The organism is Bradyrhizobium sp. AZCC 1577, from assembly GCF_036924575.1.
GTDB lineage: Bacteria > Pseudomonadota > Alphaproteobacteria > Rhizobiales > Xanthobacteraceae > Bradyrhizobium.
This window is the reverse complement of the sequence record NZ_JAZHRQ010000001.1, coordinates 7,424,536-7,439,398: the sequence shown is the minus strand read 5'-3', so window position 1 is coordinate 7,439,398 and position 14,863 is coordinate 7,424,536. Positions and strand designations below refer to the sequence as shown.

The 14,863-nt window shown below is 63.0% G+C and carries 13 protein-coding genes and 1 tRNA gene; 6 read left to right on the top strand and 8 right to left on the bottom strand.

What is annotated here, in order from left to right:
• Window positions 1-2: 2 nt before the first annotated feature.
• The 5 genes from hemA to V1278_RS35280 all read right to left on the bottom strand — a co-directional run bounded on the left by hemA (window position 3) and on the right by V1278_RS35280 (window position 6,256).
• The gene (gene hemA, locus V1278_RS35300; protein WP_028348055.1) at window positions 3-1,232 is read right to left on the bottom strand and encodes a 5-aminolevulinate synthase; all 1,230 of its coding nucleotides are present in this window, start codon (window positions 1,230-1,232) and stop codon (window positions 3-5) included.
• 203 nt (window positions 1,233-1,435) lie between these two features.
• Entirely contained in the window at window positions 1,436-2,497 is a 1,062-nt protein-coding gene (locus V1278_RS35295) for an MBL fold metallo-hydrolase (protein WP_334383874.1), read from the bottom strand.
• Window positions 2,498-2,642: 145 nt separating this feature from the next.
• Window positions 2,643-4,766 carry a methyl-accepting chemotaxis protein gene (locus V1278_RS35290; protein ID WP_334383873.1) on the bottom strand — a complete coding sequence of 708 codons (2,124 nt, stop codon included), beginning with the start codon at window positions 4,764-4,766 and terminating at the stop codon, window positions 2,643-2,645.
• 223 nt (window positions 4,767-4,989) lie between these two features.
• The gene (locus tag V1278_RS35285; RefSeq protein WP_334383872.1) at window positions 4,990-5,712 is read right to left on the bottom strand and encodes an outer membrane protein; all 723 of its coding nucleotides are present in this window, start codon (window positions 5,710-5,712) and stop codon (window positions 4,990-4,992) included.
• A 223-nt stretch (window positions 5,713-5,935) separates the two neighbouring features.
• Entirely contained in the window at window positions 5,936-6,256 is a 321-nt protein-coding gene (locus tag V1278_RS35280; RefSeq protein WP_334383871.1) for a helix-turn-helix domain-containing protein, read from the bottom strand.
• A gap of 101 nt (window positions 6,257-6,357) precedes the next feature.
• Between V1278_RS35280 and V1278_RS35275 the strand changes: the two genes are divergently transcribed.
• Window positions 6,358-6,591: a hypothetical protein gene (locus V1278_RS35275; RefSeq protein ID WP_334366397.1), complete on the top strand. Its 234-nt coding sequence runs from the start codon at window positions 6,358-6,360 to the stop codon at window positions 6,589-6,591.
• A gap of 16 nt (window positions 6,592-6,607) precedes the next feature.
• Here the strand turns inward: V1278_RS35275 and V1278_RS35270 are convergent, their stop codons facing one another.
• Window positions 6,608-8,071: a GH1 family beta-glucosidase gene (locus V1278_RS35270; protein ID WP_334383869.1), complete on the bottom strand. Its 1,464-nt coding sequence runs from the start codon at window positions 8,069-8,071 to the stop codon at window positions 6,608-6,610.
• A gap of 11 nt (window positions 8,072-8,082) precedes the next feature.
• Window positions 8,083-9,057 carry a glycoside hydrolase family 16 protein gene (locus V1278_RS35265; protein WP_442893800.1) on the bottom strand — a complete coding sequence of 325 codons (975 nt, stop codon included), beginning with the start codon at window positions 9,055-9,057 and terminating at the stop codon, window positions 8,083-8,085.
• A 301-nt stretch (window positions 9,058-9,358) separates the two neighbouring features.
• On the opposite strand from V1278_RS35265, the gene V1278_RS35260 reads away from it, so the two are divergent.
• A complete protein-coding gene (locus V1278_RS35260; RefSeq protein ID WP_334383867.1) occupies window positions 9,359-10,402 on the top strand; it encodes an HD-GYP domain-containing protein in 1,044 nt (347 codons plus the stop codon).
• Window positions 10,403-10,729: 327 nt separating this feature from the next.
• Window positions 10,730-11,524: a Crp/Fnr family transcriptional regulator gene (locus V1278_RS35255; RefSeq protein ID WP_334383866.1), complete on the top strand. Its 795-nt coding sequence runs from the start codon at window positions 10,730-10,732 to the stop codon at window positions 11,522-11,524.
• A 135-nt stretch (window positions 11,525-11,659) separates the two neighbouring features.
• Here V1278_RS35255 and V1278_RS35250 read toward each other — a convergent pair.
• A tRNA-Thr gene (locus V1278_RS35250) sits at window positions 11,660-11,734 on the bottom strand.
• Between the two features lie 342 nt (window positions 11,735-12,076).
• On the opposite strand from V1278_RS35250, the gene V1278_RS35245 reads away from it, so the two are divergent.
• The 3 genes from V1278_RS35245 (at window position 12,077) to V1278_RS35235 (ending at window position 14,750) form a co-directional block, all read left to right on the top strand.
• Window positions 12,077-12,277: a hypothetical protein gene (locus tag V1278_RS35245; protein ID WP_334383865.1), complete on the top strand. Its 201-nt coding sequence runs from the start codon at window positions 12,077-12,079 to the stop codon at window positions 12,275-12,277.
• A gap of 79 nt (window positions 12,278-12,356) precedes the next feature.
• On the top strand, window positions 12,357-14,063 hold the full coding sequence (locus tag V1278_RS35240) for an FAD-dependent oxidoreductase (protein ID WP_334383864.1): 1,707 nt from the start codon (window positions 12,357-12,359) through the stop codon (window positions 14,061-14,063).
• Window positions 14,064-14,243: 180 nt separating this feature from the next.
• Complete coding sequence (locus tag V1278_RS35235; protein ID WP_334383863.1) at window positions 14,244-14,750, top strand: hypothetical protein; 507 nt, start codon at window positions 14,244-14,246, stop codon at window positions 14,748-14,750.
• Window positions 14,751-14,863 lie beyond the last annotated feature (113 nt).

The following is a 14,863-nucleotide window of genomic DNA, read 5'->3' as shown; positions in this document are numbered from 1 at the left end:
GGTTACTCGGCCGCCAGCGATTTCTGCCTCACGGGCAGCCCGAGGCGTTCCCAGACCTGCAGCAGCGCTTCCGCGAGCCGATCGATCAGCCCGTCATCGTGGTAGGGCGAGGGCGTGATCCGCAGCCGCTCGGTGCCCTTGGCGACCGTCGGATAGTTGATCGGCTGGATGTAGATGCCGTGCTCTTCCAGCAGGATGTCGGAGGCCTGCTTGCACTTCTCGGGATCGCCGACGAACAGCGGCACGATGTGGGTGTCGCTCGACATCACGGGCAGCCCGGCAGCATTGAGGATCGCCTTGACCCGGGCGGCGCGGTCCTGGTGGCGCTCGCGTTCCCAGTTCGAGGTCTTCAAATGCCGGATCGCAGCCGTTGCGGCCGAGCAGATCGCCGGCGGCAGCGCGGTGGTGAAGATGAAGCCCGGCGCATAGGAGCGGACCGCGTCGATGATCTCGGCATTGCCGGCGATATAGCCGCCGAGGCAGCCGAACGCCTTGGCGAGCGTGCCTTCGAGCACGTCGATGCGGTGCATGACGCCGTCGCGCTCGGCGATGCCGCCGCCGCGCGGGCCGTACATGCCGACCGCATGAACCTCGTCGACATAGGTCATGGCGCCGTATTTCTCGGCGAGATCGCAGATTTTCGAAAGCGGCGCGACGTCGCCGTCCATCGAATAAAGGCTCTCGCAGGCGATCAGCTTGGGCCGGTCGGGGCCTGCAGCGATCAAAAGTTCCTCGAGATGGGCGAGGTCGTTGTGGCGGAAGATCTGGCGCTCGCAGCCGGCCTGGCGGACGCCCTCGATCATCGAATTGTGGTTCAGCGCGTCAGATAGAATGAGGCAGTTCGGAATGAGCTTTGCGATCGTCGAAATGCCGGTCTGGTTCGACACATAGCCCGAGGTGAACAGCAGCGAGGCCTGCTTGCCATGCAGGTCGGCCAGCTCCTGCTCGAGCTGCACCAGCGGATGATGGGTGCCGGCGATGTTGCGGGTGCCGCCGGCGCCGGTACCGACGCGGGTCGCAGTTTCGACCATGGCGCCGACCACTTTCGGGTGCTGGCCCATACCGAGATAGTCGTTGGAGCACCAGATCACGACATCGCGCTTGCCCTTCGGCGAGTGCCAGACCGCATGCGGGAAACGGCCCGCGATCCGCTCGAGGTCGGCGAAAACGCGGTAGCGCCGCTCGTCATGCAGGCGGTTGAGGGCGGCGTGGAAGAATTTGCTGTAATCCATCACAAGACCTGGAACGGAACCGGCCGTATTGGCGTCGGGCCTTTTTAGAGCCTTTCCAGCTTTGATGTCTATGCGAATTCCCACATTTCGGCGCGCCTCCGGGATGCTACTTAGCCGGAGCAAATGTTGATCCGGATCAACGCGCTAGGTGGGTAGCGGTCCCGCGTGACTGGACCATTCGGCGTGGCTCAGGTCGCTGCGTCTCAGGTCGTGCGGAACCGCAGCACGCCATCGCTGACTTCGCAGGTCAGGCGGCCCTCGACCAGCATGTAATTGACGTGGGCGACCAGTTCGCCGGCGGCAAAGCCCATCTGGTGCTCGTCCAGCACGTGCTTGTGGAATACGATCGGCACCAGCTCCTTCGAGGTCTGCGGCACTTCGCGGCAGGCTTCCGCGATCAGGCGGCAGCGATCCTCGTGATGATCGGCGAGCTGCTTGATGCGGGTCTTCAGCCCGTAAAACGGCACGCCGTGGCCGGGCAGCACCATCACGTCGTAAGGGAGCGTCGTGGTGAGGCTCGCCAGCGAAGCCAGATATTCCCCGAGCGAATTCTGGTCGGGCTCGACGGCCCAGACGCTGACATTGGGCGAAATCTTGCTCAGCACCTGGTCGGCGGATAGGAATAATTTGTCGGCGGCGCAGTACAGCATCACCTGGTCGAGCGCGTGTCCGCCGCCGGTGATCACCTTGAAGCGGCGGGTGCCGATCACGACCTCGTCGCCATGCGAGATGCGGCGGTACGAGGGCGGCAGCACCGAAACCCGCTTCAAATAGTCCTGGCCGCGGCCGAGCAATTTGTCGGTCAGGCTCTCGTCCATGCCGTGGCGGCGGAAGAACAGCCGCTGCGCGTTGCGCCGCTCCTCGGTGCCGCGGTTCTGGTGATAGACCGATTGCAGGTATTCGACCTGCGACATCTGCAGCGGACAGTCGAAGCGCTCGACGATCCACCCGGCAAGACCGACGTGATCGGGATGCGAATGGGTCACGATCAGCCGGGTGATCTTCACATGCCGCAGCGGGCCCTCGAACAGGATGGTCCAGGCCGCGATGGATTCCTCGTTGCCGAAGCCGGAATCGACCATCGCCCAGCCATCGCCATCGGCGAGCAGATAGATGTTCACGTGGTTGAGCCGGAACGGCAGCTTGAGCCGGACCCAGAGCACGCCGGGCACCACCTCGACGACCTGATCGTGGCCCGGGTGGCTTTCGAAGGGGTACCGCAGTGCCTCGGCCGAGGACTGCACCGTGTCGGTTTTCGAATGCATGCTACCGGCTTAGCGGTAGAGGCGGCGCCGCGCTAGCCGAAAAAAGTGCTGGCGGTCATTCCGGGATGGTGCGCAAGCACCAGACCCGGAATCTCGAGATTCCCTGTTCGTCCTTTCGAACGCCCCGGAATGACAGCGTTTGTGGCTACGCCGCCCTGATATTCGACAGGAACGCGTCGATCTCCTCGCGCAGCACGTCGGCCTCGCGGCGCAGCGCGTCGGAGGCGGTCAGCACCTGGCCGGCGGCGGTTCCGGCCTGCGCCGAGGCGCTGGAGACGCCGACGATGTTGCTGGAGACTTCGCTGGTGCCGCCCGCGGCATGCTGGATGTTACGCGCGATCTCGCGCGTCGCCGCACCCTGCTCCTCGACCGCGGCCGCGATCGCGGTGGTCACCTCGTTGATCTCGCTGATCGTGTTGCTGATGTTGCGGATCGCGGAGACCGCGGTCTCCGTCACCGTCTGCATGCTGACGATCTGCTGGCGGATCTCGTCGGTGGCCTTCGCGGTCTGGTTGGCGAGGCTCTTTACCTCGGAGGCGACCACGGCAAAGCCGCGGCCGGCATCGCCGGCGCGTGCCGCTTCGATGGTGGCGTTCAGCGCCAAAAGGTTGGTCTGCGAGGCGATGGTCTGGATCAGGTCGACGACCACGCTGATCCGCGCCGCGTTATCTGCGAGCCCCTGCATGGTGGCGTCGGTCGCACCGGCGTCGTCGACCGCCTTGCGGGCGATCTCCGCCGAGGTGATGACCTGACGGCCGATCTCCTCGATCGAGGAGGACAATTCCTCGGTGCCCGACGATACGGTCTGCACATTGGCCGAGGTCTGTTCGGCGGCGGTCGCAACCGCGGTCACCAGAGCGCTGGACTGATCGGCGGTCGCCGACATGCTTTGCGCGGTCGATTGCATCGAGCCTGCCGCGGTCTGCAGGCTGTCGAGCGCAGTGCGGACGGTGCTTTCGAACTCGACGATGCGGGCTTCCATGCGGGAGGCGCGCTCCGACTTGGCGATGCGGTCCTTGTCCTGCTCGGCGGAGAGCGTGCGGCTCTGGATCATGCTCTCGCGGAACACGTGCAGCGAGTCGGCCATGGCGCCGATCTCGTCCTGGTGATGGCTCTGAAAGACCTCCGAGTCGAGGTCGCCACTGGACAGCAATTGCATCGAGCGCTGCAGGTTGCTGATCCGCCGCAGGATGTTGCGGCCGACATAGAGCCAGACGAACAGGATCGAGCCGACCAGCGTGCCGATGCCGAGGGCGAGCATGACCATGGTCCCGAACGAGATCTCCTGACGCGCCTGCCACGCCGCAGCGTTGGTTTCCTTCTGCACGCCATCGACCAATTGCTGCACGCTGATGCCGAGGCCGACATTGAGCTTGCGGGTTTCCTCCAGAATGGTCTGGCCGAAATCGTCTGCGTCAAGCTCCTGCTGGCGGACCTTGAAGACGCCGGTCTTGCCGTCGACAAGCGCCAGCAAGTCCAGGGTCGCTTTGCGGACGACATTCATCGCCGTGGTCGTGGGCAACTTCTCGACATTCGACTTCACGCGCGCCTGGGCGGTGCGGAATTCCTTCCCGATGGCCTCCAACGTATCGCCGCTGGTGGCCGACAACGCGGCGATCATGTCGAACGCCATCAGATTGCCGCTCGCGGCGATGTCGGCGAGCTGGTCGGCCGTCCTGTGGGCCTTGATGGCATCGGCCTGCGAGAAGTTGGGAGCGGCGTAGATGCTGTAGAGTTCGGTCTGCGCGTCGATCGCCGCTGGGCCGGCGGCGGCAATGAAGCGCCGTTGAGCCTTGCGCACCGCTTCGTACAGTCTTTCGTGCTGGGCGGCCAGTTCGAGCCGCTCGTGTGCAGCCGCGCCGAGGCTCTTGATCACCTCATCGATGTTCTTCATGTTCTCGTTGAGTGCGGCAACGACCGCCTTGTCGGCGCCGAGTTCGACGATCTCGCCGAGCTTCTGCAGCGCGACCGCCTGGGTTTCCTTCATTTTCCTGGTGCGATCGTTCAGCGCCTGCTCGCTGCGCGCAGCCAGCAGCGCCGGCCCCTGGCTGGCGAGGCTTGCGCTCTGCGCCGAGAGTTGCAGGCTGGCGGCGAGGCGGGGAATATCCCGTCCGCTTAAGTCCACCATGGTCCCGCCAAGCCGCCCGAGCATCAGACCGGCGCCGGCAGAGATGATGATCGCCATGCCGGCGATGACGGCGAAGGCGGCAAACAGACTGCCCCTGACGCCGAAGCGAAAACCCTTGAGCCCTGAATTGAATGACGCCATCTGCCCGCTGCCCCGTCCACGCTACCTTGGGATGTTTCGGGCGGCAGTATCGCGATACCCGGTTAACAAGTTTGGAAAAACGGAACCTTTTTCGCCATAATTTTAGCAGTAGGCCTTTGCCGCATTGGATTTTTCCGTGAACCGGAAAACGCAGGCGAATGAACAAAACAAACAAAAAGGCCGGCGTGGAAGCCGGCCTTCTGCAATTCTCAATTGAAAGCGCTTAGTAGCGCGCCACCACCGGGCTGGCGAAGTTGAAGCGATAATTGACGCCGAGCTTCAGCGTGTGGTCGTCATTGTGGAAGCTTCCGAACGGCACCAGCGCCGCAGGGGAAACAAAGCGGCTGCTGCCGAAGTCGTAATACATGTACTCGCCTTTGACTGCCCAGTTCGGGGCGAACATGTATTCGACGCCGGCGCCGACGGTGTAGCCGTGGCTGTGGTTGCCATCGAGCAGGAAGGGGATCGGCGCGCCAGCGAGCGTCAGCCTCTCGCGGTTGTCGGAATAGGCGTAGCCGCCTTTGACGTAGAGCAGGCCTGCACCCCAGGTGTAGCCGATGCGGGCAGTGACCGAGCCGAGGCCGCGCTGATCATTGGTGTAGACGTAGGCGCCGGGGAAGGTGGCGGTGAGGTTATTCTTGCCGAGCCAGGAATACTGGCCCTCGGTGCCGAGCACCCAGTTCTGCGCGAATTGCCAGTCGAGGCCGGCCTGAACGCCGCCGAGCAGCCGGGCGCTGGAGTCGCTCAGCACCGCGCCGTTGAAGTCGTGGCTGCCGCTGAAGGCGCCGCCGAGATGGCCGCCGATATAGAAGCCGGTCCAGTAGGGAGGCGCCGCATAGACGGGCGGCTGTTTGTAGTAGGGGCGCGCACCGAGATCGGCGCCAAGGGCGGGTGCGGCGGCGGTGAGGGCTGCGAAGGCCACGAGGGCGGCGAGGATCTTTTTCATTGTGTTGGTCTCCGAAAACCGTTCGGCGACACCCTCGTGCGGGGCGTCATCCATCGCCACGCACATAGACAGCTTTTATCTAAAATGCTGTCACTCCCGGGTGACAGTGGGTGGTAACCCAACCCATTGGCAGGCAAACGTTTTTTGTACTTAATGAAGGCCTAATCAAAGGTAAGGAAAGGCTTAATTTTCGCTAGCTCCGCAAGTCTCAGGCAAGCTTTGCTTAACCAATGCGGTGGCGGACGTCGCTGCGCATCTGTTCGCGGAAGGCTTGCCGCCGCGCCGGGCGATCTTTCACCGGCACGTCGTGGCGGTCGAACACGTTGAACATTTCGAGGATCGGGTAGTGGTCGCTGGCCATCGCCAGGATGCGCAACAGCTCCGCCACCGGCCCGGTCGGACCGGTGACCTCCCATTTACGGATGGTGTCGGCGCCGTCCGCGGCCGGCAACCCGCAGAGCTTGGCCATGTCGGCCACCGACAGCGGCTGGCCGATGGCCTCACCGAGATGCTCGCGAAGTTTCTTCAGTTCGGCTCCGGTCACGGGTTCTCCATTACAAATCGACATCTGTGAAGTGCGTCACACACCGCATCGGGCGTGAGGGCTATACGCAGCCTATTAGGTTTCCTGATGAGGAGGTAACCATGCGCCGATTACTTGAAAGCCTTACCCCCAAGGCCCGCCGGATTTATTGGAACTGGGTCGGCGGCATGTTCGCCCTCTATGTCGTGCTGATGCTCACGGCTGCAGGCGTCTTCGTCAGTCACGATTCATCGCGCAAGCTGGCGCATGAACCCGCAACGACTGTGGCAACTGACAGCAAGCAGCGGCCCATCACCGAGGTCCCGGCGTCAATCCGGCAAGCCGCGAGGTATTGAAGGCCGGCGCCGGCGTTCAGACGCCGATCGCGTTCCGCGCTACCACGTCGCGATAGAAGGCAACGCTCAGTTTCGGCGTCCGGCGCTGCGTCTCGAAGTCGACGTGGTAGAGCCCGAAGCGCTTCTCGTAGCCATAGATCCATTCGAAATTGTCCATCAGGCTCCAGAGGAAGTAGCCGCGGACCGGCACGCCCTCCGACGTCGCGCGCTGCAATTGCCGCAAGTAATTGCGCAGATACATGACGCGATCGAGGTCGTAGACCTGGCCGTCGGCGCGAAGCTTGTCTTCCGACGAGGTGCCGTTCTCGCTGATATAGATCGTCTCGATGTTCCAGACCTTTGCCGCCAGCCGCGGCGCCCAGTAGATCGTCTCCGGCCCCACGCGCAGCCATTCCGAATTCATGTGCGGGAACGAGGCCGGAAACGGCAGCACGCTCCAGCCCGGCGGCTTGTCGGAAGCGGCGATATAGAACTGCGGCGCGTAGATGTTGAGGCCGACGAAATCGTTCGGCTGCGAAATGATCTTCAACTCTTCAGCGGTGAATTTCGGTGCGTTCTTGCCGGCGAACTGCAGAAAGCCGTCGGTGTATTTGCCTTCCAGGATGACGCCGAGAAAACCTGAGTTCAATTCGCGTGTCGCTATCTCGGCCGCGCGAACGTTTTCCGGCGTGTCGAACGCCGGCACGCAGGCCGCGATGTTTTCGGCCGGCCCCACCTTGGTGCCTTTGCGTCCATGGGCGCGGATCGCCTGCACGGCGAGGCCATGCGCCAGCGCCACATGGTGGCGGACCTGATTGACCTCGGCGTCCGGCAGTTTGAGCCCGGGGGCATCGATGCCCCAGCCATAGCCGAAATTCACGAACCTTCCGGCTTCGTTGATGGTGAAGATCGACCGGACGCGATCCGTGATCCGCGCCGCCACATGGCCGGCGTAATCGCCGAACGCTTTTGACGTTTCGCTGGATCGCCAACCGCCGACCTTGTCCTCGAGCGCCTGCGGCAGGTCCCAGTGATATAGCGTCCCGTACGGCTCGATGCCGTTCTTGAGGAGTTCGTCGACGAGCCGGTCGTAGAAGTCGAGGCCCTTCGGGTTCGGCTTGCCCGTTCCCTCCGGAAATACCCGCGGCCAGGCGATCGAAAACCGGTAAGCCCTCGCGCCCAATTCCCTGATCAGGCCGATGTCTTCCTTGTAGCGGTGATAGTGTTCGTTGGCGCGGTCGCCGCTGGTGCCGTCCTCGATCTTGCCGGGCGTGTGCGAGAACGTGTCCCAGATCGAGCGGCCGCGGCCGTCTTCGTTCACGGCGCCCTCGATCTGATAGGCCGACGTCGCGGTGCCCCAGGCGAAGTCTTTCGGAAAGCTCGCCGGCGCGGGCCGGTCGGATGCCGGTTGCGTGGCGGCATCGGCTGGCGCGGCGGCGATGCCCAGCGCGGACAAGCCTGCAAGCTTTGCAAAATGCCGGCGCGAGAATTTTCCGAGCATCGTGATCTCCGTCAGCGTTCGTCGATTTGGTAGGCGGATATCCTGTCGATCTCGAATGCGACAATATTGGGAGATTCGCCATCGACGAATCCCACGCCCTCGAGAGTCTTCGAGCCCATCGCAAGGTTCACGATCATGTACATGGGTTCGTGGAAGCCGACCGGGACCTTGATCTCGGAGACCGGCTGTCGGTCGATGAAATAGGTTATGCGATCCGGCTGCCACAGCACGCCGTAGTCGTGGAACGCGGTCGGGGCGTCCGGCACAATGAAGTCAAACCCGCAGCGTTCCACGCGCTGCGTCTCCGGTATCCGCCAATGCGTCGTCATCACGATGTCGCCCGGCCGTTGTCCGCGGCCCTCCATGATGTCGACTTCCGGCGGCCAGCCGCCGTCATCGGCGAGCATCCAGAATGCCGGCCACACGCCGGTGCCGACCGGTACCTTGGCGCGCATTTCGAAATATCCGTACTTCTGGGCAAACCGGCTCTGGGTCGTCAGGATGCCCGAGATATATTCGTTGTTGAACAGCACGGTCTTCAGCGCTGGCGGGGTCCGGCTGGCGACGATCGAGAGAACGCCATCCTTGACCTTGAACGGATCGAGGCCAAGCGGCTTTGTTTCGCGCCCGCCATAACGCGGATCGACATAGATCTGCTGTTCGCCATTGTAGCTGGTCTTGCGCCTGAAGTCGGAGCCCTCGCCACCCCAGTAACGCGCTTCCGGCCAGGCAGCGCCGCCGGCGTAGTACGGCGCCCATCTTTCATCCAGCAGCGGATGGGTGTCGAAATCGTCGTGGAAAGTCCGGTGCAGCGATACCGATGCGAACGATGCGGGGTTCGGCGCTTCGACGCGGCGGCAGCGCTCGCCGAGCATGGCGGTCGCAACCTGCAGCGTGAGTTTGGTCGTCGCGCCGGCGAGATCAGCCTGCCCGGACGCCGGGCCAGCGGCGAACAGGTAGCCGATCAAGACCAAAGAGCACAGCATCAATCTCTCGGTCCGCCGTTCGCTTCGCGACGACAGGAGATCATTCACTGACGATGTCCTCGATCTGGTGGTCTGCGGACGAACGGCGTGCATACCTCGTTTGAAGTACGTAGTTATACGAGGTGGATACTTAACGGCAAGGTAGCCCTGATGTCCAAGAATGGCGCGCGTTAGAGCGCCTGATGTCGATGGCGCCGAGCACGGGCTCGGCCTTTCGAACCATCGACCGTTCAATTTGTTTTCAGTTCTCCAAGGTTGAGAGACGGTTTCTTCAATATTGGTGCGTACGGACTTTCTCGACATGCTCGTCTATTATGTCACAGACGAACCGACGAAGTTGCCTGCAGTTCGTGCGATGTTCGAGCCGCAACACGCCGTGGTGCCCTGGTTGCTGGGCGGCGACGGCACCCGGATCAGGTCGCATGGCGTGCTGATGGTCGACGTCGACCTGCGGCAGATGCCGCGCGTCGATCGGCTCAGGTTCATATTGCAGGACCTCGCCGGCATTCCCGAAAAACTGTTCGTCGTTCACAATCTCTCGCGCTCGATGGTAGCGCAGGCCTATGCGCTCGGCGCGACCGCGGTCCTTTCACGCGCCAAGGAAGCCATTCCCAAGGTTGCGCAGATCGAAGCGGTTGAAGCGGCCGCAGAGGACAAAACTGCGGTTTCGGCATCGGAGATGGACGAGGGTGTGGCCGTCTTCGCCTCGATGTTTTCGAATGCGCGCCTTGGCAGGCCGGTGAAAGTTGCGGATGCGAAGCGTGCGACGTCGAAGATCATCCAGCGCGTCGGGCAGGATGGCCTTTCGGCATGGCTCGACGAGGTGCGCCGCTACCACGAGGGCACATTTCAGCATTGCCTGCTCGTCACCGGCGTCGCGGTCGGCTTCGCGCTCGATATTGGGTTCTCCGGCACAGATGTATCGCGGCTCGGAATGGCGGCGACCCTTCACGACATCGGCAAGGCGCGCATCCCGCTGTCGATTTTGGACAAGCCGGGACGCCTCGACCCCGACGAGGAGGAGATCATCAAGCGCCACCCCGCGATCGGATATGAACTGCTGAAGGGCATATCCGGCATCAGCTCGGAGATTCTGGACGGCGTGAGGCACCATCACGAATATCTCGATGGCTCGGGTTATCCGGATGGACTGAAGGCCTCGCAGATTTCCGATTTGGTCCGGTTGCTGACGATCTCGGACATCTTCGCTGCGCTCATCGAGTCGAGGTCATACCGTCCGCCAATGCCGAGGCCCGCCGCCTACCAGATCCTGTGCGGCATGGAGGGCAAGCTCGAAGGATCGCTGCTCAGGGCGTTCCGTAACGTCGCGCTCGGGCCGGGATGAGGCCGCGGGATGATCCCGCGCTGATCCGATTGAGATCGGGCATCTTAGGGGTGTGCTGCCAGACAGGGAACCGTCGCGAGAAACACCCCGCCAACTGAATTTATGGAACTTTTTCGCCTCGCCAGCGGTCCTGAGGCTCGTGCCGAAGCGGTTCCGCCCGGTCACCCAAGGGTTCGCCGTACCTTTACCGGTGCGGCGCTGTAGGGTACTCAGCGAGTATCGTATCCAAGTAGGCAGCTCAACGCCGGAACGATGCACGATGAAAGTGGAGTTAGTGTCGGCGCAGCGCAGAAGACATTCGTACCAAAGACATCCCAGGAGAACTCCGTGTTCTTCCGAGGGAAGAAGTCTCTCGTGATGGGCCGTCCGGCGAGCGCCGGTAATCGTCTTCTCACCGCGTTGCCGCCGGCAGACCTCGCGTTGCTCACGCCGCATCTCCAGAAGGTGTCGCTCGAACAGGACACCGTGGTGATACGAGCGGGAGATCGACGCCACCACGTTTACTTTCCCCATAGCGGGGCCATCTCCTTCATGCTCGGCCTTCCGAACGGAGAAACGATCGCAACCGCGGTAATCGGGCGCGAGGGAGCGATCGGCGCATTATCGGTGCTGGGGCCCTCTTTCTTGTCGTCCGTGACCGCGGTCGTGCGGGTAGGCGGCACCGCATCGCAAATCCCCGTGTCGCGGTTTCATGCAGCCTACATGAAAAGCGGCGCCATCAGACATGTGGTCGAGGCGCACACGAGGTCGATACTCATGCAGTTCCAGCACGTCTCAGCCTGCAACGGACTGCACTCGGTCGAGGCCCGCATGGCCCGGTGGCTGCTTCACCTGCACGATCGAACCGAGGGCAACAACGTCCTATCATTAACGCAAGGGACACTTTCGCAGTTGCTCGGGGTGCGACGAACGACCGTGACGCAGGTGATTGCCAAACTCCGCGCCCTAGGTGCCATCAGATCCGCTCGGCGGGGCCTAGTTGAAATCGACAGGGCGCGGCTCGAGGAAGCAACCTGCGAATGCTACGACATCATACGTAGTGCAACCGATCGGATCGTCCCGGATGAAGCCGTGGGGTCGCACCTGCATTTTGCGTCGACCGACAAACTCTACGGTGCATGATCGTTTTCGAGCTTACATAACTTCCTACAGACGGCCACGACGACGCTCAAGAAATCGCACCGTTTTCGAGGGAAGCGAATGACCGCCACAGCCCGACGCGCCGGGGCCTTGTGGCTGATGGTTCAGAGGAAAAGCTGGTGCTGCCAGACAGGATTGAACTGTCGACCTCTCCATTACCAATGGAGTGCTCTACCACTGAGCTACGGCAGCATGCCCGGTATTCAGGGAATCGGCCCTAAAGGCCCCTACAGGCGGCCGGTTCTTGCCACAAGGGCCTCTCTGGTGCAAGCGCGCGGGCAGGCTAGAAAAGCACCAAAATGGGGTAAAAATCGTTGCGATGATCAGGACCAAGGGCAAATGGGCAACTTCGGGCCTTGCTCCGGTTCCCGACCTTGCCTTGAGCGGCCGAATCCCGGCTTCCGCTACTTGCCGCGGCGGTTCGGGACGATGGCAGGCCGGGCGCGATTGCGGCATGGCTGATCGAAAGCGACTATCTTCGAATGGCGGCGTCGCTGATGCCGTCTTGAGCAAGACATATTCGGCGGACTGACGATGAAGGGTGATCACGGCAAGGGCGCAGGAAAGACGGCTGCGGATGTGAAGGATTCACGATCGCACCGGCTGAAGCTGGCGCTGCGCGAAAATCTCAAGCGGCGGAAGTCGCAGGCGCGCGGGCGCAGTGATCCCGGCGCATCTTCCGAAAACCCCAGTGCGTCCCTAGATGACGCCAGCGGAGAAAAGCCGGGCCAGTAGCGCAGAGGGGAATCCCCCGATCGCTCGCCGGGCGGCCTGACAGTTCTTTGCACAGTTCTTGTTTCTGTGGGTGGCGATCATGAGTGCAGACATCACGGCCGGTCCGGCGACCGGCGCGGCTTCCACCGCGTTTCCCCGTTACGAACAGACATTCCCGGCGCTCACCGATCACGAAATCGCCCGCATGCGCCGATTCGGGGAGCTTCGGACCTACAGGGATGGCGAAACCCTGTTCGAGACCGGCAAGGTAGGCCCCGGCATGTTCGTGGTGCTGTCGGGCACGGTCGCGATCACCCAGCGCGATGGCCTCGGCCATATCACGCCGGTCATCGACCAGGGCCCGGGACAGTTTCTGGCCGAGATCGGACAACTTTCCGGGCGCGTCGCGCTGGTCGACGGCCACGCCGAAGGTGACGTCGAAACACTGCTGATCCCGCCGGACCAGTTGCGCGCGCTTTTGGTCGCGGAAGCCGAACTCGGCGAGCGCATCATGCGCGCGCTGATCCTGCGCCGGGTCAGCCTGATCCAGGGCGGCGTCGGCGGGCCGGTGCTGATCGGCCCGTCCTCCCTCGGCGACACCGCGCGGCTGCAGAATTTTCTGGCGCGCAACGGCCAGCCGCACCACGTGCTCGATCCCGCGACCGACAAGGACGCAGCCGATCTCGTCGCGCGCTATGCTACCTCGCGCGCCGATCTGCCGCTGGCGGTTTGTCCTGACGGTACCGTGCTGCGCAATCCGTCGGAGACGGAGCTGGCGCTGGCGGTTGGCATGATCACAAACCGTGCGCATGAGAGGCTCTATGATGTGGCGGTGGTCGGCGGCGGTCCCGCCGGTCTCGCCACCGCGGTTTATGCCGCCTCCGAAGGATTGTCGGTGGCGGTATTCGACGCGCGGGCGTTCGGCGGCCAGGCCGGCGCCAGCGCGCGCATCGAAAACTATCTGGGCTTTCCGACCGGTATCTCGGGGCAGGCGCTCGCGGGGCGCGCCTACAATCAGGCGCAGAAATTCGGCGCCGAGATGCTTATCCCGGTTTCGATCCGGTCGCTGGATTGCTCGCAGCGCGACGGCGTGTTCGCGCTGGCCACCGAATGCGGGCAGTCGCTGCGCGCCAAATCCATCGTGGTGGCGAGCGGGGCGCGCTACCGGCGGCCGGAGATCGAAAATCTCGAAGCGTTCGAAGGCCGCGGCGTCTGGTACTGGGCCTCGCCGATCGAGGCCAAGCTGTGCGTAGGCCAGGACGTCGTGTTGGTCGGCGGCGGCAATTCCGCCGGCCAGGCCGCGGTGTTCCTCTCCGGGCATGCGCGCAAGGTCTACATGATCATCCGCGGCGGTGGGCTGGGCGCCAGCATGTCGCGCTATCTGATCGAGCGGATCGAGGCGGCGCCCAACATCGAACTGGTCTTCAACGCCGAGGTGATTGCGGTAGAAGGCGGCGGCGACGGATCGCTCGAACGCGTGCGCTGGAAGAGCCGGCTGGCGCCCGAACAGCACAGTTTTGATGTGCGTAACCTTTTTCTGTTCGTCGGCGCCGACCCGGCGACCCATTGGCTGGACGGCTGCGGCGTCACGCTCGACCGTGCGGGCTTTGTGGTGACGGGGGCGCAGTCCGAGCATAATCTCGGCCGCCCGGTGCCGCCCCTGGAAACCTCGGTGCCCGGCGTGTTCGCGGTCGGCGACGTGCGCTCCGGCTCGGTCAAACGCGTCGGCGGCGCGATCGGTGAGGGTGCGCAGGTGGTGGCCGCGCTGCATGGCTATCTCGCCGACGCCATGAAGCCATCGCTATGATACGGCGTGGCTGCCGTCGTTTGTGACGGCAGTGCAAATATTTCGTGCATCATACAACTTTCGTTGATGTGCTTTCATTCACGCACATGCCTGCCTTGCCGAAGGCCGCACGCGATGCGTGTGGAAATTCTTCGCGCCGCGTCGTAACGTTTAGAAGATTTCCAACGAAGGGGGCGCGTCATGATTTTAGGTATGAGTTTGGCGACATTCGTTCTCGTGCACGTCATCATCAGCCTGATCGCCATCGTCGCGGGAATCATCGTGATGTTCGGAATGCTCGGCTCGAAGCGGATGCCGGGCCTGACCGCGATCTTCCTGGTGTTCACGATCCTGACCAGCGCGTCAGGATTTCCGATTCCGCCTCTCTTGTCCGAGAAGCTGTTGCCGTCGCATATGATCGGCATTCTCTCGCTGGTGCTGCTGGCGATCGCCTGTTTTGCGCTTTACGGCATGAAGCTTAACGGTGCCTGGCGCTGGATCTACGCGCTGACCGCGCTGGTCTCGCTCTACCTCAACGTATTCGTGCTGGTGATCCAGTCCTTCCTCAAAGTGCCGGCGCTGCATGCGCTGGCGCCGAGCGTGCCACCGGCCGAGCCACCGTTCGCCATCGTCCAGGGCATCGTGCTGGTCTTCTTCGTCGTCGTGATCATCGGCGTGCTCAGGCGATACCAGCCGACGCCGACATAGGCTGGCCTCTGGTATCTGCCGAGGTAAATCCGCACATCGCAATCAGCCACATCAGCTTCCGGGGCCACGCAATGACGCGTGCCCCGGGATGACGGCGTAACCAGAGGAGAATT